Here is a 20,841-nt window from a genome sequence, read left to right as displayed (position 1 = left end):
GTGAGTGATGCAGATTATTATTGAATATGAATCCTCATGGCGTAACTCTTTTTTAGATGGTTCAAATAATGAACCATTACCGAAAGGAGGGCGTAATTTCATCGCATCAATGACAACATTGAAACAAGCGGGAAATTATAAAAAGCGTGATGTGTCTAAAGACACAGTGATGGGGATTTTAAACCGATTAATTGGTGAGCAACGAAAGCTTTATCAAGCGCGTCAAGATAAAGAATATTACTTTTCAGAGATTGAAAAAATCCTGAAAGATGAGGATATTATCGATAAATCCACGATCAGTAATGAAATGGTATATATCCGAAATATCTCTGGAAGCACTGATCAGAACTCTTTCACAGGAATGATTAAAGCAAATGATCCTGCATTTAAGTCAGAATATTCTTCTGAATTATGGGGCATTCTTTGGTTGGATGTAGATGAAGTTGCTCAGTTTATTTGTGATGAAAAATATCAGGTTCAAACTGATATTGAGCTTGATCCAATTTCAGTATGTGGTCAGATTGAATTACTGAGTGCTGAAAAAGCAATTGATGCTGTTGATTCAGTCAAAGATGCTTTGGATATTTTACAAAGTAAGTTTGATGATGTGAATTATCTCAATGCCAAAGAACAGTTACCTTTAATTAGCTTATATGCTTCGGCTTTATATTTGCAAATTGAACGATTGTCTAAAAAGTATGATCTTTCCAATGCCTTAACAAAAAGTGGCGGTCTTAGTGGTATTTCAAAGCGTGGATTTACTAAAAAAGACTTTATGGATCGTTACACGACAGGCAGTAAAAAGTTAATTTGGGGTAACCCATTTTTACTGAAAGAGAAGAAAAAAGGCGAGGGGGAAGTGGTTTCGATTTTGAGTAAGGCGAGTGGTCAACTCATTATCAATCTAAATATTTCTAAAGAGCAAGCACGGGATTTAGAAGAAAAGATTGAAGATGCAGGTGTATCCTCTTTTTACTTGGGTAAAAAAGGGCTTGCCTATGTTACAGATATTCGATGAGGTCATTTGAATGAAATATTATATTGAAGTGACTTTGATGAAAAATGATGATTTTTCACCTTATGAATTATGGTCACGTATCTATACGCAGTTGCATATTGCATTTGCCGAAATCAAAGATGCGGATAACAAAGTCAATATTGGATTATCTTTTCCTCAGTATCGTTTTAATGCTGAAAAAGGCATCGGCTTTTTAGGTGAAAAAATCCGTCTTTTTGCTGAAACTCAGGCAGATCTAGAGAAATTAAACATTTCCAAATGGTTGGAGCGTTTAACTGATTATTTGCATATCACATCTATTCGTGATGTGCCTGAAGCTAAAATTTCAGGTTATGCAACCTATAGTCGTAAACAGGTCAAAACTAATGCTGAGCGGTTGGCACGTCATCGTGTGAAACGTGGCGATATTGGTTTCGATGAAGCATTGGCGCGTTATAGCAATGTGGTCACGACTACAGACTTGCCTTATATCCAGATGAAAAGTTTAACATCTGAAAAAAGTTTTAAACTGTTTATCGAAAAGAAATCTGTGCCAAAATCTGAAACTCAGGTTTTTAGCACTTATGGTTTAAGTTCAGTATCGTCTGTACCTGAATTTTAACCCAATATTTTTTCACTCTTTAACAGTTTAATATAATCAATAGGTTATAAACGTGGGCTAAAACTTGGGCCTTTTATAGGTTTTAAGGTTTAACTCACTGTTATAACTTTATTTTTTGCTATAAAATTACTGTTCACTGCCATGTAGGCAGTTTAGAAAATGCATCACGTGGAGCTAAAACTTCATCACGCGTTCACTGCCATGTAGGCAGCTTAGAAAAATACTGAGTAGAACAGGGCGCTCACCGACATGTTCACTGCCATGTAGGCAGCTTAGAAATAAAGCATAATTTCCCAGTTCTTTGCCCGTTCTGTTCACTGCCATGTAGGCAGCTTAGAAAACTCACTATCCAGCACAACATTGAACTTCTTTGTTCACTGCCATGTAGGCAGCTTAGAAAAATATCAATTGAGTTATCTTCGGCAGCATGTGGTTCACTGCCATGTAGGCAGCTTAGAAATGTTGACTAACCTTGTGTAGAAGTCAACGTATGTTCACTGCCATGTAGGCAGCTTAGAAAAATCAGTTTACGAACAATCAATAACTTACATAGTTCACTGCCATGTAGGCAGCTTAGAAAGAAGTTTCAGACCCGAGGCGGTTTTTGTGGGTGTTCACTGCCATGTAGGCAGCTTAGAAATTCTGAGTTTTTATCAAGCCAGTCTAATAACGGTTCACTGCCATGTAGGCAGCTTAGAAAACCATCGTCATTCCATCCAGCAACATAACCTTGTTCACTGCCATGTAGGCAGCTTAGAAAAGCGTGACATACAATCGTCAAATCATCTTCAATGTTCACTGCCATGTAGGCAGCTTAGAAAATTTTCTACACCCCATAAAAAAGCCCCGATCAGTTCACTGCCATGTAGGCAGCTTAGAAATTTTGAACCTGCCGACTTCTCAGAATAGTTTGGTTCACTGCCATGTAGGCAGCTTAGAAATTGTACTCTTCAAAATCACAATTTTCAGGATCGTTCACTGCCATGTAGGCAGCTTAGAAATAAATGCTTTTTGGCTTCGATCATCCAAGCAAGTTCACTGCCATGTAGGCAGCTTAGAAAATGTCAAGACCCTCAATTTTTAATTTCGCTCAGTTCACTGCCATGTAGGCAGCTTAGAAAATCGAAAAAAATTACTTTTCTATTCAACGATGGTTCACTGCCATGTAGGCAGCTTAGAAAAAAAGCAATAGAGCGAACTTCATTTGATCCAAGTTCACTGCCATGTAGGCAGCTTAGAAAATATGACTTGGTGATGGTTGAGCAACAACTTAGTTCACTGCCATGTAGGCAGCTTAGAAAATTGTAACAACTTCGACAGGGTCATTACGGTGGTTCACTGCCATGTAGGCAGCTTAGAAAATTGCTTCCATCGAAATATGAATTAAACGAACGTTCACTGCCATGTAGGCAGCTTAGAAAAGATTCAGACACAAGCGGTGTGACATTATCAGGTTCACTGCCATGTAGGCAGCTTAGAAATTGGATTTTTTCAGTAAGCACTGTGATGAAATGTTCACTGCCATGTAGGCAGCTTAGAAAACAGAACGGGCAAAGAACTGGGAAATTATGCTGTTCACTGCCATGTAGGCAGCTTAGAAAAACCACTACAAATTAAGCATCCAGAAAAAAATCAGGACAAAAATCGTCATATGCAAAATTTGAATCGGAGCAAAAACTAAAGCAAAACGTGTTCCACCTGTAAGGAGAGCATTGACCGATTTTGCAATTGCGTGTGCGCCCAAACCAAGTCCAAATGCCCAAGCTAAAACTGAATTACTAGGCTCGCCTTGAATCACAATTGTTGAAAGCGCGCCATGAATTTCAAACAAAGATGCCAAAAGCGTTCCCGCAATTAGCCCAGCATCACCAAGAACAACATTTAGCCCATAGACACCCGCTTGAATCACTGTTAACGAAACAACAATAATCGCAGCCTCTTTTAAACTAAACATCCGACTGTCTGACTGTTGAATACTTTCTAAAGTTTGAGAACTACGCATGAACCATACCGAGAAAATGATCAAAATCAACATGGCAATAAGGCTTGGAAGAAGAATGACTTTAAACCACGACAAACTTATCCCAATGACAATAATTAAAAGTTGTAAAAGTGTCGCCACACAAGACATCAATGCCGCACCAGCATTGGCTTTCGCATCAGCACGACCATTACGAACCTCTAAACCTAAACTTGCAATCGTTGCAGTACTGGAAACAAAGCCAGAAGCCAAAGAGGAAAGCATCATGGCATTTTTTGAGGACAATAAACGCTTGGCAATATGTGCAAGAGCTTGAACAGTCAAAATTAAAGTGAGTAATTTTAAAATGACATAAGGATTGAGCACTGAACCCCAAAACGGTTTATTTGGAGTTAAAGGTAACGCAATTAAAAGCAAAGCCAGTAAAAAAATACCATCCCTAAATTCTGCCTCAGTAATCCATTTCCCCGCAATCCCATGCATAGAATGTTTGGTCATGAGCAAAATCGTTAAAATAACGGATAAACCTGCTGCATAGGAAATATTCCACAGACACATTGCCCCGATAAAATAAGTCAAAACAAACGCAATTTCAGTGGTAACCCCAGGATCATCAATCTGATTTTTCAGTGAATATATTGCAATACCTGTCACAGCGAGTGCGCCAATAATGCCGAAATAGGGACCAAAAATAAAACAAACCGCGCCCAATAGCGCACAAATTGCAAAAGAACGTAAACCTGCAAAACTATGCTGATTCTCACGTTGTTTACTGCGTTCACGCTCTAAACCAATCAAAAGTCCGCAACCCAAAGCCGCAGCAATGATCGTCAAAAAATCGGTATAAGAATTAAGAGATAACGGATTTAAAGATATAAAATTCATAGCTCTCCCCAAATAAAACCATGAATTAATTAAGTCTTTTAAATGTATAACAAAGTTAAAAAAAACATAAGCTATTTTTGAGTTTATTCAAAAGATGAAAGGAACAATAAAAATTCAAGTGATATAAAAGCTAATTTTGCTATAGTAGTTCTAGTTTTGGGGATATATAACAATGCAATTTAATTTTGAAATCGATACAGCTTGGTGTTTAGAACAATTATTAAAAGATGAGCGTATTACCGAACGTGAAAAGTTATTGATTCAAACTACACATCGTCAACGTGAACAGTTGAAATGGCATCCATTACAATGGATTGCGCATTTCAAATTGCCTGATGCCAAAGATCCAATCAAACGATTAACACTCACAGCATTGAGCGAATGGTTAGCAGAAAAAGCCCAGATCAATTTATTTACTATTGATCCATTAAAAGCAGATGTGACTTCATTAACCAGTGTGATGTCACAAGAATTTGCATTGAGAAATAAAATTCTCGCCGTGGAGGTGAGTGCGGATAAGATTCTGATTGGTACAGCACAACCATTTACCACCGATTGGATACATAACTTAGAACGGAGTTTAAGCCCGAAGAAAATTGAAAAAGTTTTACTCAATCCTGAACAGTTACAGCGTTATTTGGTTGAATATTATCAAGTCAGCCGTGCGGTGAATAATTCACAAAAGTCAGGAGCTTATGATAAGGAAAATAAAGGCGTAGAAGCGCTTTTACAATTGGGCGATACGCAAAATCCAGATGCCAATGATCAGCATATTGTAAAACTCGTCGATTGGGTTCTACAGTTCGCTTTTGAACAGGGTGCAAGTGATATTCACCTCGAACCACGTAAAGAAAAAGGTAAAATCCGTTTTCGTATCGATGGGGTGTTGCATACGATTTATAACATGCCTGCCAATACACTGACTGCGGTGATTTCACGAATTAAAATTTTAGGTCGGATGAATGTTGCTGAAAAACGTAAACCGCAAGATGGTCGTTTAAAAACGCGTACACCAAAAGGGCAAGAAACAGAACTGCGTTTATCGACATTGCCGACAGCCTTTGGTGAAAAGTTGGTGATGCGTATTTTTGACCCAGAAGTGTTGGTACGTAGTTTCCAACAATTAGGTTTTGATGAACATCTATTATCGCAGTGGCAGGCACTGACACAACATAGTCATGGCATTATCCTCGTTACAGGCCCTACAGGTTCAGGTAAAACCACAACACTGTATTCATCGCTCAAGCAATTAGCCACTGAAGAAGTCAATGTCTGTACCATTGAAGACCCGATTGAAATGTTAGAGCCGAGTTTTAACCAAATGCAGGTCAATCAAGGCATTGATCTCGGTTTTGCAGATGGTATTCGTGCGCTGATGCGTCAAGACCCCGACATTATCATGGTCGGAGAGATTCGTGATCAAGATACGGCAAATATGGCGATTCAAGCGGCACTAACAGGTCATTTGGTTCTATCTACTTTACATACCAATGATGCGCCATCAAGTTTGACGCGTTTACATGATTTGGGTGTTCAGCCATTTTTAACAGCTGCAACCATTCTAGGCGTTTTGGCGCAGCGTCTTGTTCGTAGACTGTGCCCAAGTTGTAAACAAGAAACTTTTATTAATGAACAAGAGTGGAAACATCTGACTTTTGGTTATCAGACCAAAATGCCTAATTTTGTCTATAAAGCTGTAGGCTGTGAAGAATGTCGTCATACGGGTTATAAAGGACGTGTTGGGATTTATGAATTTATGCCAATCAGCCTTGAAGCCAAACAAAAGATCAGTGCTAATGCCAATTTGGATGATTTAAGGCAGCAAGCGAAGCAAGAAGGGATTGAACCGTTACGAATTTCAGGCGCACGTAAAGTTTTAGAAGGTGTGACGACTTTAGAAGAAGTGTTAAGAGTTGTACCTTTGAATTAGTTTTTAAATGAGTTTCTAAGATTTACTTTTAAAAGCGGAAATTAAAATTTGCATTTAAAATTGAAAATGAAGAATTCCTAAGATTCACCTCATGTTGATTTGTTTAAATAGCTTTATCGAAATAACAAACAGCAATGAGGTAAGAAGATGAACTCAATTTCTAAAACAATTTTAGCAGCAGGTTTAATTGGTACAGCGACATTTGCAGTTGCAAATACAGCAGTCAACCAATCAGCGTTGACACCAAGTTTAACCACTGTAAAACAAGCTTTGACGTTCAAAGATGATACCAAGGTACAACTGCGCGGTCATGTAGTAAAAGCAACTGGTGATGAAAAATATCAATTCCGTGACAGTACGGGTACGATCACTGTCGATATTGATGATGAATTATGGCAAGGTAAACCGATTGCTCCGAATACAACAGTCACGTTGATTGGTGAAGTAGATATCGACTACAAACCAACCAAACGTGTTGAAATAGATGTGGATGCTGTTCAGTTTTAATTCATTCACAGCCGATTGATTCAGTCGCAGAATTTATTTAACAAGATTGATTTAAAGCGTCTGTAAACTAAAACCACATGTAGATACATGTGGTTTTTTCGCTTTAGCCAAAGCATTCAACAAGTTCCTACAGATTTATTTTGTAATTTATTTTATAAAAGACAGAGATTCCCTGATTCATTAACCCATTAAATAGGTGCTTTATGCGTATCTTGCTTGCAGAAGACGATAGCTCACAGGCTGAAAGCATTAAATCTTGGTTGGAAATGGATGGTTATAATGTTGATTGGGTTGAACGTGGTGATCACGCTATTTTAGCTATCGAACAGCATCAGTATGATTGTGTGCTTTTAGATCGTGGTCTGCCTAAAGCGACTGGCGATGAAATTCTACAGCGACTTAAAAAGCTTTATCCAGATACACCTGTGATTTTTCTCACAGCAAGAGATACCATTCAAGATCGTGTCCAAGGTTTGGATTTGGGTGCAAATGATTATTTGGTCAAGCCCTTTAGCCTTGAAGAATTATCAGCCCGTGTCCGCGCTCAACTGAGACAGTCGCAGTCGAGTAATGTCAATGAAATCAAATATGCCAATTTGGTACTAGATCCCCAAGCAAAAACTGTTTTCCAAGATCAGCAAGCGGTGGCTTTGACCGCTAAAGAATTTCAAATTCTGTATAAATTGATGCAAAAACCTGAACATGTGGTGACGCGTGAACAGTTAGAAGAATCTTTATATGCTTGGGGCGATGAAATAGAAAGTAATGCCATAGAAGTGTATATCTATCAATTACGGAAAAAAATCGGGAGCCATTTGATTAAGACCTTACGTGGTTTAGGTTATCGAATGAATCAGAATAAGACACAAGATTGAATCTGATCAGCACCTTGAACCATAAATTCATCCACAACTCATTTTGGTATTTAAAAAGGCAACAATGACCCAAGCAATTTCGCTCCGAAAAAAACTGATAAAAACATCTATGCTCAGTTCGATTGTGGCAGGGTTGATTGCGTTATTGCTTTTGGTGGGGATTTCGATTTATCACACCATGAAAGTCCAAGATCAAATCATGGATGAAGTTGCAGATATGCTGTTGAAGTCTGATCTTAGTCAAAACTCAGGTTCACAACTGGATGAATTGAGTGATGAGTTTGATATCCAATATCAACTGGTGAATGGACAACAGTTACTAACAGATTCAACTGAGTCTGCCGCAGATGAAATTGATACAGAAAAAAAGCATGTAGCACAGAAACGAATGATCACAGACTTACAAAATGGCTATGACATTGTATGGATCGATCAACGCTTGCAACGAAGTTACCAAGCGACAGATGATGACTCAAAATTAACGGTGAACATGCTACAACCACTCAGTGTACGGTTTAAAGATCTCACTCAGAGTTTCTTCACTTATCTTGCAGTATTGTTGGGGTTATGGGCTGTGCAATGGGGCGTTTTGCATTTTTCAGTTAAGAAACAATTCAAGTCGATTCAGCAACTTTCCAATGAAATTGCAGGAAAAAATGCCCAAGATTTATCGATCATTCAGCAACCACAACCAGAGTTTCAAGAGCTGCAACCAATGGTCAATCAGCTCAATCAGATGTTAACGCGTTTAGATCAAGCACTCAGCAATGAGCAACGATTTACTGCGGATGCTTCGCATGAATTACGTTCACCACTCTCTGCAATTCAAATGCGCTTGCAAGTGCTGAAACGTAAATATCAAGATTTACCTGAGTTACAACCGTATTTAGACAATATCCAACAAGATATTCATCGTGGTACACAAGTACTCGAAAATTTATTACTTTTGGCACGTTTAGATCCAAGTGATGACAGTGAATTAGTCAAAACGTGGTTGGATTTGGAAGCAATCACGCAAGAGGTGTTACAGACTTTAGCGTCGCAATTACGTGAAAAACAGATTCAGCTTCACATTGAAAATGAAGAATTAAAAGTATATGGCAATGAGGAACTGCTTTTTATTTGTATCCGAAATTTAATCGACAATGCGATTCGTTATACGCCTCCAGAGGGAAATATTTACATCCATCTTGGATATTTAAACAATTGGGAATTATTCGAAATTGAAAATGATGGTGAAGGCATTTCTCCAGAAGTTTTAAAGCATTTGGGTGAACGTTTTTATCGAGCTTTGGGTACGAAAACGCAAGGTTCAGGTTTGGGGTTGTCCATTTGTAAAAAGGTTGCTGAGTTGCACCGTGGACAGATGCATATTGAAGCTTCGGAGCATGGAGGTTTAAAAGTGAGTCTTTATCTTCATTAGTTTTTAATGTTTTTATTCGATTTATCCAACGGTTAGTGTTTTTTGATCAGTATTTTAAAAAATGGCGAGTCTTGGAGGAGAATATTTGAAATGTATTAATACTTAAAAAAGCAGCATGCGCTGATTCATACTGCTTGTTCCCACGTTTTTTGTTTTAATTAAAATTCTTATAATTATTTGGTCAATATCAGACGATTGTTACGTGTTAAACGTAAACGATATTCTTCTCCTGCATGCATGATGCGAATTTCACGACCAAGTGCGAATAAATTGTTTGAATGTAACATCGGTAATGATTGGTGAGCTTCAGTATTACGAGTGAATAGGCTAAAAGGTGCGTTCATTATTGTGACTCCATGTGGGGTGCTGTCTAAGTGATTTAAATGATAATCATTATCGAATAGCTCTGTCAACGATAATTTTTATCATTTATAAATTTTCTATAATTGCTTACAATTCTATAAAATTTCAGGGATTCGTTTAGATGTCTAAACCCAGTGTTCATGTGGCAATTGCCTTATTATTTCACCGTGGAAAAGTTTTGGTTGGATGGCGCAATGCAGATCAGCATCAGGGAAATAAATATGAATTCCCAGGTGGTAAAGTTGAAGCTGGGGAAACACCAGTTGAAGCATGTCGTCGTGAGATTTTTGAGGAAGTAGGAATCGGCATCCAACAGTGGCATGTGTTTGATGTGATTCGTCATGAATATGAAGATATAGAAGTATATTTACACTTGTTTCATGCACAAGTTCCTGAGAAATATCTCAATGATATTCAAACGCCTTGGACGTGGTATCGCCGTGATCAATTATTAGAACTGAATTTTCCTAAAGCCAATCAAGCGATTGTTCAGCGTTTAGTTTGGGCGCAACAGATTAAGATTTCAGCTGAGATTGATACACTTGTTGAAACTACTGGTGCTGATTTGAATCATAAACTTTTTTATTTCCGAACTGAGGCAGATCAGACTGCAATTGATCAAATTCAACAATTAGATGATATTGCTTTGTCTAAATTGATTGTCAATGTGGATTTGTGGGAACAATTATCTGAACAGATTCAGAAAAAGGTTTCAGCAATTCATTTCAAACATGATCAATTGATGGCGCAAATGGCAGGGCAATTACCCACAGGGATTCGATGTATCGCAGCGTGTCATGATTTAGTTTCTTTACAAAAAGCACAGGTGCTCGGCTACGATGCTGTGATTTTAAGCCCTGTTTTAGCTACTGAATCGCACCCTGAAGCACATGGTCTGGGATGGGATACATTTGCAAGCTATGTAGAAAGTATAGATATTCCTGTTTTTGCATTAGGCGGTTTGAAGCCGAATGATTTAGAGATCGCACAGCAACACGGTGCTTATGGTGTTGCAGGGATTCGTAATTTTTAATCGTGTTATGGAAGCATGAGGAATATTGAAAAATTGATATTACAAACTTTGTAAATGTCTTAATGCTTCTGCAATGATTTGTTGATTTTTCTGCTGTTGTGCGGATTGTAAAATGACATTCCAAAACACTTTCTTTTGCGTGGTGCTTTGTGCATAACTGAGTCCACGACGTGCTAAAGATTCAGCATTGGTATATTGCTTCTTTTGATTGGCGATACGCGCCAAATAAGCAAATACATCGGCTGATTGGGGGGCAAGACGTTGTGCATTGAGTGCGAAGCGTTCAGCTTCATCCCATTGACCTTTCTGAAATGCCGATTGAGTTTGCTGTAAAAGTTGTTGAACAGCAGGAATATTTTTCCCATCATCAAATGTTTGATTTTGAACTTTTTGTTGCGGAATAATCACTGGAGCTTGTTCACGTTTTATTTCAGGACGTTCATAAGGGGTGATTTTCACACCATCAGGTGTCGGAACACCTTGTTTGTGAGGTGTGGTTTGTTGTTTCTCTATCGGCTTTTTAGGATGGTTGCTTTGTTCGGGAACAGTTTGGCAGCCAGTCACCACGAATATCGTCAATAACGTGGTGACATAACCAATCTTAGGCATACGAGCGGTATAACTTTTCATATCAACAACCATCCAAAAATCAATTTAGGTGTCCAATTTCAAATATTAGTTTCTAATCTCAATTTCTAATATCAATGACTATAACTGCCACTTGAAATCACACGTCCACGTGAATCTTGATCCATGCTGTCTTCACTTTCACGGATATAGTTGTCCATACTATCGCTTGATTGCGCTTGAGAGCTGTTTTGTTGTGTATCAGGTATGTACTGTGGTTCAACTTGGTAATGTGAAGCACCGCAGGCATCAGCACGATTCGGTACAGTATGTCTAAGCAATGGAATATACATTGCACCTGCACAGCCTTGCGCAGAAAGTTCACCTGTTCCAGAATTAATCCATTGCCATGAAATATCATCAGTTTGACGCAAATTCACAGGTTTTTGACGCAATTGTTTCATGACATTGGTCCAAACAGGTAATGCTCCTGATGAACCCGTTAAGCCAGTTATTTTGTTATTGTCTAAGCCTAACCACACCACCGCCAAGTGATTACCTGAATAGCCTGCAAACCATGAATCGCGGGTATCATTGGTCGTGCCAGATTTACCTGCAAGTTTCAATTCAGCAGGAAGGCTCGCATACGCCGCGCGACCAGTACCTGAAGACATCACTTGCTGTAAGCCAAAATTCAGTAAATAGGCTGTAGATGGGTCAATGGTTTGCTGTACATTTAATGCAAAACGTTCAAGTAAGCGACCATTTGAGTCAACCACGGTTCTGATGGCTTTGGTTGGATATTTAAATCCACCTGTTGCAAAGTTACCGTAAATACTGGTCATTTCCATTGGTGACATATCTACAGCACCGAGGAAAATCGAAGGGTAGTTTGGAATTTTTGAAGTTACGCCAAATTTAGTCAAATTATTGCTAAATGTTGAAATACCAAATTCATTCCCCAAGCGTACAGCAGATAAGTTGTAGGAGTTTGCCAAAGCTTGTGACATTGGGACAAAACCATAGCCACTACCACTGTAGTTTTTCGGTGTCCAAGACTTATTCCCATCGGTTGGAATACTGATTGGCGAGTCTTCAATTTGCGATGCCCAGTTATATCGACCAGACTCCAAAGCACTTAAATAAATTACTGGCTTGAGTAATGAACCAACTTGACGTTTCGCATCTACAGTTCGGTTAAAACCAGTGAAATCTTGTGTTGAGCCAACAGCTGCAATCAATTCACCATTTTCAGGACGAGTAATGAGTACTGCACCTTGTAGGTCTTTCAAACGAGCAGGATTTGAACTGACTAAACGTTTTACTGTTTCTCTAAAACTATTTTGAACACGTGTTTGTGCAATCGGGTCTAAAGTTGTAAAAATTCTCAAACCTTGATTGGTCAAATCCGTTTCTTGATATTCAGTTTTAAGTTGACGGCGAACAATATCTAAAAAGTCAGGGAAACTTGCATTGCCAAGTGAAGGTTTACTCACAACATTGAGTGGGCGAGCAATTTCTTTTTCATATTGCGCTTGGTCTAAATAACCCATGACCAACATATTGTTCAGCACAATATTACGACGCTTTTTCGCACCCTCAGGATTTTTCCAAGGGTTAAATAAAGTTGGGCCTTGTACTAAGCCAACCAAATAAGCTTGTTGGGAAATATTGAGTTCGCTTAAAGGTAAACCAAAATAGAACTGTGATGCCAAACCATAACCATTGACCGAATAGTTACCACTTTGACCTAGATTCACTTCATTTAAATAAGCTTCTAAAAGTTCATCCTTACTATAGTGAAGTTCAAGTAGCAATGACATCAGCGCTTCATTGACTTTACGTTTTAGCGTTTTTTCAGGGGTTAAGAAAAAGTTTTTCACTAACTGTTGGGTTAATGTTGAACCACCTTGACGCTTACCACCTGTCACGTTACTCACTAAAGCACGTGCTGTACCACGGAACGAAATACCATGATGTTTATAAAAATTACGGTCTTCAGTGGCAATTAACGCTTCAATCAAAGGCTTTGGAACCTTATTCAGCTTAATCAAGACACGGTCTTCATTATGTTGCGGGTAAATACCACCAATCAACATCGGCTCTAAACGTGCAATGCCAGTATTGGTCGGTTTAGTTGCTTTGACATCTGCAACCGTATCACCAGTAAATGAAACTTGAAGCACTTGTTCAGGATCTACGCTGTCGCCAAAATCGAAACCACGAGTATGGACATAAACAGTGTTGGGTTGGGTAACATAAGTCCCTGATTTGGTATAACTATCACTGCCTTTGTAGCCGAGTAGTTTTAATTCTTGTTCAAAGTCAGACTGAGCGATAGGCGCAGTTGCATAGATTTCTAAAGGACGAGCAAATACTTTCGCAGGAATATCCCAACGGTTTCCTTCAAATTTATCTCGAATCACATTGTCGAGACGAATTAAGTAGACGCTAAATGCGAGAAATACAGCAATAACCAATACACAAAAAATCAGTGCAATTAAGCCTATACCACGTTCGGTCTTCATATATAGATGATAATACCCAATTTATTTTCGCTAATCATGCGAAGCTTTTCTTAAATTTGCAATAATAAATCTGTGAAATAAACAAATTTAAAGGCATTTTAAAGTTTCTATTTGTTTTCATTTATGAATGATTTTATAAAAATATTCTGAAAGTGTTATTATATCTCAGATATTAAGTGGAGCTACCGCACCTGTGCAAATTTCACCAAAAACGTTTCGTAATATCGGTTTGATTGGCAGACCTGATAAATCATCAGTGATTGATACTTTGTGTTTAATCCATGATCATTTATTGAGTTTAGGCTTACATCCAGTTTTTGATACAGCTACTGCTGCTTTGGTTCCATATCCCAATACGCAAACGGTCAGTAAAAATCTCCTTGGCGAAGTGGTGGATTTGGTTATTGTGGTGGGTGGTGATGGCTCTTTACTGCATGCTGCAAGAGCTTTAGTTAAATACAATACACCAGTACTTGGTGTTAACCGTGGTCGTTTAGGTTTTTTAACCGATATTACCCCGACTGAAGTTCTATTTAAACTCGATCAAGTCTTAAAAGGTGACTTCCAGTTAGATCGCCGTTTTCTATTAGAAATGGAAATTCGCTCTAAAAATGAAAGCATTTATGATGCAATTGCTTTGAATGATGTGGTGCTTCATTCAGGTAAATCTGTACACATGATCGATTTTGAACTGAATATTGATGGTCAGTACGTCTATCGTCAGCACAGTGATGGTTTAATTGTTTCTACCCCAACGGGTTCAACAGCTTATGCGCTTTCAGGTGGTGGTCCAATTCTACATCCAAGTATGGATGCTATCGCTTTAGTGCCTATGCATCCTCATACATTATCATCTCGTCCTATCGTCGTCGGTGGACAAAGTGAAATTAAAATATTGATTCGTGAAAACCGTGTTTTGCCAATGGTCAGTGCCGATGGGCAACATAGTGTTTCACTCAATATTGGAGATAGTTTGCATATTCGCAAACATCCATTCAAACTTATACTATTACATCCACCAGGCTATGACTTCTATATGGCTTGTCGTACGAAACTTGGTTGGAATCAAGATTTTGATTCATTTCAGCAGGATTGACCATGAATATTGAACAAATGCTATCTATTTTAGATGCTGATATTGTTGAGCGTTTAAAAACAGCCGTTGAAATCGGTAAATGGCCAAATGGTGTTGTGTTAACCGCAGAGCAACGTCAAATTTGTATGCAAGCTGTGATTGCTTGGGAACATCAAAATGTTCCTGAAAAAGAGCGTTCAGGTTATATCGACAAAGGTCATAAGGAAGAAGGAGAGGAGTGTGATTCTCATGTGCCTGAACCTGAGTTTAAACCGATTCGTTTTGTATAATTTATTTGCTTATTGGACAATAAAGAAAAATCACATGGTCAGATTGCCATGTGATTTTTTTTTCGGATGAATAAATTTTTAGTAACTCCCCAATAGTCAATCGTTATAAAGAGCTTCAACATCATAGCGTTCAAACTCAGACAATAATTGTTGAATCAACTGTTGAGCTTGTCGAGAGTCTAAGTTCAGTTTGGATGTTTGATTTAAAGTGCTATCAAAACATTCAATGGATTGAATCGACCAATTTTGAGCCATTTCCATATTTTCTATCACAAATCGACGAGGTTGTAGTGTCTCTTGAATTTGGCATGGGATGACATTGGTGATCGCAAGTTGTGTTTTATTTGAATGTTGATCAGTCAAAAATGTAATCACCCAGTTTCCAATTTTACTGAGCTGAGTTGGATCGTCCGCAGGATGAAATTGGATATACGGTGCATGCGTCATTTGTAAATTTCCCCAAAACAACTTTTATACGTTCAAAATACGATGTCGTTGATTCAGCAAAAGTCTAAAGTATTTGATTCAATTGTTTTAATTTTATGGTGAAATTTCACAAGTTATTGATAAGTTTATTTTAAAATTTAAAAAATTAGACAAAAAAAGACTGAGAAGCACTTTAAAAGCGCTAAGTTGATCTTCTGATTTATCTAAATCAAGATTGTAAAATTGGCAAATCTACTTTATTTAAGATGATTGTAAATGTTGTAATGAATAATTGATTTGCTGCATGGTTTGATTCAGTAGGATCGGTGAAATTCTTGATTCCTGTAAAGCGGTAATCCATTGCATTTGGCAAAGTTTTAATTCACGTACTGATGTCGCCTGTTGTATTTTGACGATGAGTTGCTTTGCCATGAGTCCGCAATGGGTTTGCAATAAATTAGACATTGTTTGTTGAATTTCATTAAAAGAAAGACTTATACGTTCGGATTGAATAGATTCTACGGTTTTAACAACATTTTCGAGTATTGGTTTGGCTTGGACATTTTCAATTAACTTTTCACTGACTTGAATGTTGGATGTTGATGATTCTTTAGAGTCTTGCTGTGAAGTAATCTCAGTAGGGTATTCTTTGTTCTTTGATTCGAGTTTTTGATTTGAATTTTTTGTGTCTATAATTTGAACAGGGGATTGTTGGCGCTGAGTAGATTCAATTGTGATGGGATTTGCTTGATGAGTTTGATTTTGAAAAATGAGCCCCAAATCTTCGAGTTGTTGAATCAGTTCAGGTGTGGCTAGGCGTTGTTTTAATCCACTATTCAATATTTTAAAGTCATCTGTTCCGATCAAAAGTAAGAGCTGTCTTTGGCGGGCATTAAGTTGAAAAGAGCGCTGTTGTAATGCCTGAATGCCTAAATCAGTTTTAATATAATGTTCCATGAGTCAATTTATTCCCCAATAAAATGACTCTAGGATAAAGAATGAAAATTACACTAATATGACTTTATTATTACAAATCATAAGCTTAAAGTGTGATTAAATTCGCATTTTCGAGTGCTTTACGCAGATATGGGTCTAAGTCTTCCTGACGAAGCAACCATTGCACATAATCGTTAGGCAATTCTGCAATCGCAGTACCACGATGCTTCCCAAAATTGATACTACGTGGGATTCTGGCATCTTCTGATGCCTCATAAAGCTCTTCAATTGTTTGAATTTTCAAATGATAAATAATATGCATTAAGATATTGGCAGTCAAAATAATGTCTGCATCTGCACGATGCGCACCTTTTAACATTTCGCGTGCTTTTTCACTGCCTTTACTGATCATATAAATCAGTGCGGAAATATTATGCGCTTCGGCATCTGGCCAAACTAAACGCGCAAGGGCAAGGGTACAAATGGCTTTGATCTGAGATGTATCTACGCCACATTGTTGAATTGCACGAATATCATAATCAATATTATGTCCAATGATATAGGTCGTGTCTGAGGGTAATGTAAAACTGGAAAAATTCGGTTGTCCGATCAAATCTGATTCTAAAATATGATGCACAGCCATTGAACCGAAAGCGATTTTTTCATCGCCAATGCTATAGAGCTGATCAAACATTTTTTCGCGGTCTAGACTGAGTTTGCCAGCTTGAATTTGGATCGGTGCATAAGCAATTTCAATGGGTAAACCATTCAGCGTATGAGTTTCAGTATCTAAAATAATTGCCTGCATGCCTTTTATTCCCAAGCCAGTAAAACGGAAAACTTTATTACACTAGCGTTTTTGAGAAATGAATACAATTTAAAGCGTGATATTTTTATTTTAACGACAACTTTATTATCAATATCCGATGTCCATAATTTTTGAATGACCAAAATGTGATGGCGAGATTAAAAAAATTCTCAATAAGTTGGCTGTTATTCTTAAATTTTAATCTACTTATAGAGCTTATTTGATTTATAGAATGATTGTTAAAAATTCGCTATAAAAATGCTTGCCTAACATATTTTTTTGACGTATTGATGAATTAACGTGCGAAATGTAGTTTGCATACAAAATTTTAAAATTGTGTTTAAGGATAAGTCACATGAAAAGAAATCTGTTAACGGTGCTCATTTTAAGTTCTGGTTTAATCCTAAGTGCTTGTAATGATAGTGATGATAATGGTAGTTCAATCATTGGGAGTACTGATCCGAATGCCAATAATATTACCAATCCAGTTGTGGGAATCCCAACGGCTTATTCTAAAGATGATATGAGTGCCGTCGCAGCTGAAAGTGTTTTAATGACTTATAAGATGAAAGGGGTGAATGGCACCGAGACTCAAGCAACAGCTTTGGTGTTTACGCCTAAAACTACACCGCCAGCAGCAGGTTGGCCTGTGGTTGCATGGGCGCATGGGACTACAGGTGTAGCGGACAAATGCGCACCAAGTCAGCAAGGTTTAAAAGGGACAGAAGTATTATTGAAGCAATTACTTGCTCAGGGTTATGTGGTTGTTGCGCCAGATTATGAAGGTTTAGGTGAGCCAAGTGGTCGTGAAGCACATCCATTCTTAAATTTAAAAAGTGAAGCTTATTCGATTACAGATGCTGTCGTAGCTGCACGAGATTATATTAAAAAACAAGGTAAGCCTGTCAGTAAGGATTGGTTGGCGATTGGACATTCTCAAGGTGGACAAGCTGCATTAGGTGCTGCTCAATATGCATCAAGAGCACAATTGAACTATAAAGGAACGATTGCTGTTGCACCTGCATCTAATCTGTCTTTAATTTTGCTGGGTGGTGAAGCGCAAGCAAATGAAATGACTGATTTAAGTGCTAAAATTTCAACATTGGCTTCTTTAGATACCTATACGGCATTGATTACAGCGGGCTTACGTAATAAAAATCCACAACTAACTTTTAGTCAGGTTTTTAAATCCCCAACAGATACACTAGCACAATCTGCTGAAACATTATGTTCAGGGGATGTCGGGCTGACGTTGGGAGGCGGGATGATGAAATATGCGTCTGAAAATAATTATTCACTAGAAGGTTATCCAAGAACACAGAGTAATTTTCTTGAATTATCTGCTGTGAGCACATTCCTTATTTCAGAGTCTCAACCGTTACAAGTTAAACTTAATCAGCCTGTGATTATTTATCAGGGTGGTGCGGATGCAACAGTACCGAAAAAAGTGACAGACTTTTTACTCACAGGAGATGGTGCGAAACAAAGTAACATAACGTATCGTACTGAAGCGGAGTGGGATCATACCACCGCGTACACGGCAAATTTAGCGAATATTGTGAATGATGTGAAAAGCATGATGCCTGCTCAATAAATTCATGATTATGTACATCATGATGGATATTAAAATCATCATATTTTAATCAAATGGTTCGTGTTTTAAGCATGAACCATTTTTATTTAAAACAGAGCAAACTTCATTCTGTATAAGCGATTATTTCATGTTACAATGCGCGCAATCTTAGCACGGCTTAAAAGCCCTAATTCATAGGACCTCGCTAATGTTCGCCAATATCTCTATTTCTGAATTTGATCCAGAAATCGCTCAAGCAATTGCTCAAGAAGATGCTCGTCAAGAAGCTCATATTGAGTTGATCGCATCTGAAAACTATTGCTCACCAGCAGTAATGGAAGCTCAAGGATCAAAACTCACTAACAAATATGCGGAAGGTTATCCAGGCAAACGCTACTACGGCGGTTGTGAATATGTAGATGTGATCGAGCAATTGGCGATTGATCGTGCTAAAGAATTATTCGGTGCTGATTATGCTAACGTTCAACCACATGCGGGTTCACAAGCAAACTCAGCAGTTTATTTAGCACTTCTTAATCCTGGTGATACAGTATTAGGTATGAGCCTTGCTCACGGTGGTCACTTGACTCACGGTGCTAAAGTTAGCTTCTCTGGTAAAACGTATAATGCAATTCAATACGGTTTAAACCCAGAAACTGGTGAAATCGATTACGAAGAAGTTGAGCGTTTAGCTGTAGAACACAAACCACGTATGATCGTGGCAGGTTTCTCTGCTTATAGCCAAATCGTTGATTGGCAACGTTTCCGTGACATCGCGGACAAAGTTGGCGCATATTTATTCGTAGATATGGCACACGTTGCAGGTTTAGTTGCTGCGGGTGTTTACCCAAGCCCAGTTCAAATTGCTGACGTAACAACAACGACTACACATAAAACTTTACGTGGTCCACGTTCAGGTTTAATCCTTGCAAAAGCAAATGAAGAAATCGAGAAAAAACTTCAATCTGCTGTATTCCCAGGTAACCAAGGTGGTCCTTTAGTTCACGCTGTAGCGGCTAAAGCAATCTGCTTTAAAGAAGCGATGGCACCTGAATACAAAACATATCAACAACAAGTGGTTAAAAATGCTCAAGCGATGGCTGAAGTATTGATCGCTCGTGGTTATGATGTGGTTTCTGGTGGTACTGAAAACCATTTATTCTTGTTGTCTTTAATTAAGCAAGATGTTACTGGTAAAGATGCTGATGCATGGTTAGGTGCTGCTCACATTACTGTGAACAAAAACTCTGTACCAAATGATCCACGCTCTCCATTTGTTACATCTGGTATCCGTATTGGTACGCCTGCTGTAACTACACGTGGTTTCGGTGAAGCTGAAGTTCGTGACTTGGCTGGTTGGATTGCAGATATCCTTGATGCGAAAGGTGATGAAGCTGTGATCAATACTGTGAAAGCGAAAGTTGAAGCGGTATGTGCTAAATTCCCAGTTTATGTAAAATAAGCATTGACTTGAGAAAGCCCCCTCAAGGGGGCTTTTTTTATGCTGAAGTAAAAAGTGGAATAGTTCCACTTACGATATAAATATCTGTTATAAAAGAAATAGAATTTATTAAAATGATCACTGCTATAGCAAATGATGTGAAAGGTCAAAGGAATTAAGCACATGGCAAAACCGAATATTATTATTTCTGAACAAGATTTAAACCGACTTGAAACGATGTTAGAGCATCAGGCGAAATTGACGCCAACAATGCAACATTTAGAAGAAGAATTGGCGCGAGCTGATGTTGTTGCACCACAAGATGTTCCAACCAATGTTGTGACAATGAATGCAAAAGTGTTGATTACTATTGCACCTGCTACAGAGTCGACAGAAATCACTTTGGTTTATCCGCATGATTTTCACGGTGATAAAGGTCAAGTGAACATCGTTGCTCCTGTGGGTGCTGCAATTCTTGGTTTAGCTGAAGGTCAAGAAATTGAATGGCCACAACCAGATGGTCATACCATGAAGATTAAAATTGAAAAAGTGCTTTTTCAGCCTGAAAGAGAAGGTGATTT

General features: G+C 38.2%; 19 protein-coding genes and 1 CRISPR repeat array. Of the genes, 12 read left to right on the top strand and 7 right to left on the bottom strand.

Annotated elements, in window-relative coordinates:
- The first annotated feature begins 7 nt into the window (after window positions 1-7).
- The gene (gene cas5fv / locus EXE10_RS11350; protein ID WP_130113436.1) at window positions 8-1,018 is read left to right on the top strand and encodes a type I-Fv CRISPR-associated protein Cas5fv; all 1,011 of its coding nucleotides are present in this window, start codon (window positions 8-10) and stop codon (window positions 1,016-1,018) included.
- 10 nt (window positions 1,019-1,028) lie between these two features.
- Complete coding sequence (cas6f, locus tag EXE10_RS11345; protein WP_130113435.1) at window positions 1,029-1,619, top strand: type I-F CRISPR-associated endoribonuclease Cas6/Csy4; 591 nt, start codon at window positions 1,029-1,031, stop codon at window positions 1,617-1,619.
- Window positions 1,620-1,750: 131 nt separating this feature from the next.
- Window positions 1,751-3,220: direct repeats of the CRISPR family, unit length 28 nt; unit sequence GTTCACTGCCATGTAGGCAGCTTAGAAA.
- Between the two features lie 5 nt (window positions 3,221-3,225).
- Here cas6f and EXE10_RS11340 read toward each other — a convergent pair.
- The gene (locus EXE10_RS11340; protein WP_130113434.1) at window positions 3,226-4,485 is read right to left on the bottom strand and encodes an MgtC/SapB family protein; all 1,260 of its coding nucleotides are present in this window, start codon (window positions 4,483-4,485) and stop codon (window positions 3,226-3,228) included.
- Window positions 4,486-4,657: 172 nt separating this feature from the next.
- Between EXE10_RS11340 and EXE10_RS11335 the strand changes: the two genes are divergently transcribed.
- The 4 genes from EXE10_RS11335 (at window position 4,658) to EXE10_RS11320 (ending at window position 9,220) form a co-directional block, all read left to right on the top strand.
- The gene (locus tag EXE10_RS11335) at window positions 4,658-6,415 is read left to right on the top strand and encodes a GspE/PulE family protein (protein WP_130113433.1); all 1,758 of its coding nucleotides are present in this window, start codon (window positions 4,658-4,660) and stop codon (window positions 6,413-6,415) included.
- Window positions 6,416-6,562: 147 nt separating this feature from the next.
- On the top strand, window positions 6,563-6,922 hold the full coding sequence (locus tag EXE10_RS11330; protein WP_087552557.1) for a NirD/YgiW/YdeI family stress tolerance protein: 360 nt from the start codon (window positions 6,563-6,565) through the stop codon (window positions 6,920-6,922).
- Between the two features lie 203 nt (window positions 6,923-7,125).
- Complete coding sequence (locus EXE10_RS11325; protein WP_130113432.1) at window positions 7,126-7,797, top strand: response regulator transcription factor; 672 nt, start codon at window positions 7,126-7,128, stop codon at window positions 7,795-7,797.
- Window positions 7,798-7,861: 64 nt separating this feature from the next.
- Window positions 7,862-9,220, top strand: coding sequence for a sensor histidine kinase (locus EXE10_RS11320; protein WP_130113431.1), 1,359 nt, complete (start codon window positions 7,862-7,864; stop codon window positions 9,218-9,220).
- A gap of 173 nt (window positions 9,221-9,393) precedes the next feature.
- Here EXE10_RS11320 and hemP read toward each other — a convergent pair whose 3' ends face one another.
- Window positions 9,394-9,564, bottom strand: coding sequence for a hemin uptake protein HemP (gene hemP / locus EXE10_RS11315; protein WP_004721884.1), 171 nt, complete (start codon window positions 9,562-9,564; stop codon window positions 9,394-9,396).
- A gap of 140 nt (window positions 9,565-9,704) precedes the next feature.
- On the opposite strand from hemP, the gene EXE10_RS11310 reads away from it, so the two are divergent.
- Window positions 9,705-10,616 (top strand): NUDIX domain-containing protein, encoded by a 912-nt coding sequence (locus EXE10_RS11310; protein ID WP_130113430.1) that lies wholly within the window; start codon window positions 9,705-9,707, stop codon window positions 10,614-10,616.
- Between the two features lie 39 nt (window positions 10,617-10,655).
- On the opposite strand, the gene EXE10_RS11305 is transcribed toward EXE10_RS11310, so the two are convergent.
- The gene (locus EXE10_RS11305; protein WP_130113468.1) at window positions 10,656-11,225 is read right to left on the bottom strand and encodes a tetratricopeptide repeat protein; all 570 of its coding nucleotides are present in this window, start codon (window positions 11,223-11,225) and stop codon (window positions 10,656-10,658) included.
- 92 nt (window positions 11,226-11,317) lie between these two features.
- Complete coding sequence (gene mrcB, locus EXE10_RS11300; protein ID WP_068975375.1) at window positions 11,318-13,711, bottom strand: penicillin-binding protein 1B; 2,394 nt, start codon at window positions 13,709-13,711, stop codon at window positions 11,318-11,320.
- A gap of 157 nt (window positions 13,712-13,868) precedes the next feature.
- Between mrcB and EXE10_RS11295 the strand changes: the two genes are divergently transcribed.
- Complete coding sequence (locus tag EXE10_RS11295; protein WP_068975374.1) at window positions 13,869-14,807, top strand: NAD(+) kinase; 939 nt, start codon at window positions 13,869-13,871, stop codon at window positions 14,805-14,807.
- A 2-nt stretch (window positions 14,808-14,809) separates the two neighbouring features.
- Complete coding sequence (locus tag EXE10_RS11290) at window positions 14,810-15,076, top strand: YeaC family protein (RefSeq protein WP_068975373.1); 267 nt, start codon at window positions 14,810-14,812, stop codon at window positions 15,074-15,076.
- Window positions 15,077-15,172: 96 nt separating this feature from the next.
- On the opposite strand, the gene EXE10_RS11285 is transcribed toward EXE10_RS11290, so the two are convergent.
- The 3 genes from EXE10_RS11285 to EXE10_RS11275 form a co-directional block, all read right to left on the bottom strand.
- Window positions 15,173-15,523: a hypothetical protein gene (locus EXE10_RS11285; protein WP_130113429.1), complete on the bottom strand. Its 351-nt coding sequence runs from the start codon at window positions 15,521-15,523 to the stop codon at window positions 15,173-15,175.
- Between the two features lie 240 nt (window positions 15,524-15,763).
- Entirely contained in the window at window positions 15,764-16,459 is a 696-nt protein-coding gene (locus tag EXE10_RS11280; RefSeq protein WP_130113428.1) for a hypothetical protein, read from the bottom strand.
- Between the two features lie 85 nt (window positions 16,460-16,544).
- A complete protein-coding gene (locus tag EXE10_RS11275) occupies window positions 16,545-17,246 on the bottom strand; it encodes a DUF3820 family protein (protein WP_087552564.1) in 702 nt (233 codons plus the stop codon).
- A 355-nt stretch (window positions 17,247-17,601) separates the two neighbouring features.
- Between EXE10_RS11275 and EXE10_RS11270 the strand changes: the two genes are divergently transcribed.
- From EXE10_RS11270 to rnk, 3 genes are all read left to right on the top strand, one after another.
- The gene (locus EXE10_RS11270) at window positions 17,602-18,840 is read left to right on the top strand and encodes an alpha/beta hydrolase (RefSeq protein ID WP_130113427.1); all 1,239 of its coding nucleotides are present in this window, start codon (window positions 17,602-17,604) and stop codon (window positions 18,838-18,840) included.
- A gap of 187 nt (window positions 18,841-19,027) precedes the next feature.
- Complete coding sequence (gene glyA / locus EXE10_RS11265; RefSeq protein ID WP_130113426.1) at window positions 19,028-20,281, top strand: serine hydroxymethyltransferase; 1,254 nt, start codon at window positions 19,028-19,030, stop codon at window positions 20,279-20,281.
- Between the two features lie 162 nt (window positions 20,282-20,443).
- A partial coding sequence (gene rnk, locus EXE10_RS11260) for a nucleoside diphosphate kinase regulator (RefSeq protein WP_130113425.1) occupies window positions 20,444-20,841 on the top strand: 398 nt, incomplete at its 3' end.

Source organism: Acinetobacter sp. WCHAc060033 (genome assembly GCF_004209125.1).
GTDB classification, from domain to species: Bacteria; Pseudomonadota; Gammaproteobacteria; order Pseudomonadales; family Moraxellaceae; genus Acinetobacter; species Acinetobacter wuhouensis.
The sequence above is the reverse complement of the archived record's forward strand: the minus strand, read 5'-3'. Positions and strand labels throughout refer to the sequence as shown.